The organism is Vibrio viridaestus (assembly GCF_003856525.1).
Lineage (GTDB): Bacteria > Pseudomonadota > Gammaproteobacteria > Enterobacterales > Vibrionaceae > Vibrio > Vibrio viridaestus.
Map to the genome: position 1 here is coordinate 1 of NZ_RJVQ01000119.1, position 488 is coordinate 488.

Below are 488 nucleotides of genomic sequence, written 5' to 3' on the forward strand. Positions count from 1 at the left end.
TGGGCAACTCTATCTGCACTGCTCATTAATATACTTCTGGGTTCCTTCCAGTTGTTTTTGCATAGTGATCAGCCTCTCTCTGAGGGTGAAATAATCCCGTTCAGCGGTGTCTGCCAGTCGGGGGGAGGCTGCATTATCCACGCCTGGGCAACTCTATCTGCACTGCTCATTAATATACTTCTGGGTTCCTTCCAGTTGTTTTTGCATAGTGATCAGCCTCTCTCTGAGGGTGAAATAATCCCGTTCAGCGGTGTCTGCCAGTCGGGGGGAGGCTGCATTATCCACGCCGGAGGCGGTGGTGGCTTCACGCACTGACTGACAGACTGCTTTGATGTGCAACCGACGACGACCAGCGGCAACATCATCACGCAGAGCATCATTTTCAGCTTTAGCATCAGCTAACTCCTTCGTGTATTTTGCATCGAGCGCAGCAACATCACGCTGACGCATCTGCATGTCAGTAATTGCCGCGTTCGCCAGCTTCAGTT

2 protein-coding genes are annotated in these 488 nt (G+C 51.6%); both read right to left on the bottom strand.

Annotation, left to right across the window (positions count from 1 at the left end; translation table 11 throughout):
- Positions 1 to 68: 68 nt before the first annotated feature.
- Positions 69 to 170, bottom strand: a complete 102-nt coding sequence (locus EES38_RS22285; RefSeq protein WP_439333284.1) for an Rz1 family lipoprotein — start codon at positions 168 to 170, stop codon at positions 69 to 71.
- On the bottom strand, positions 154 to 488 hold a 335-nt coding region (rzpD, locus tag EES38_RS22420), incomplete at its 5' end, for a lysis protein (RefSeq protein WP_208020507.1). The genes EES38_RS22285 and rzpD, both read right to left, overlap by 17 nt.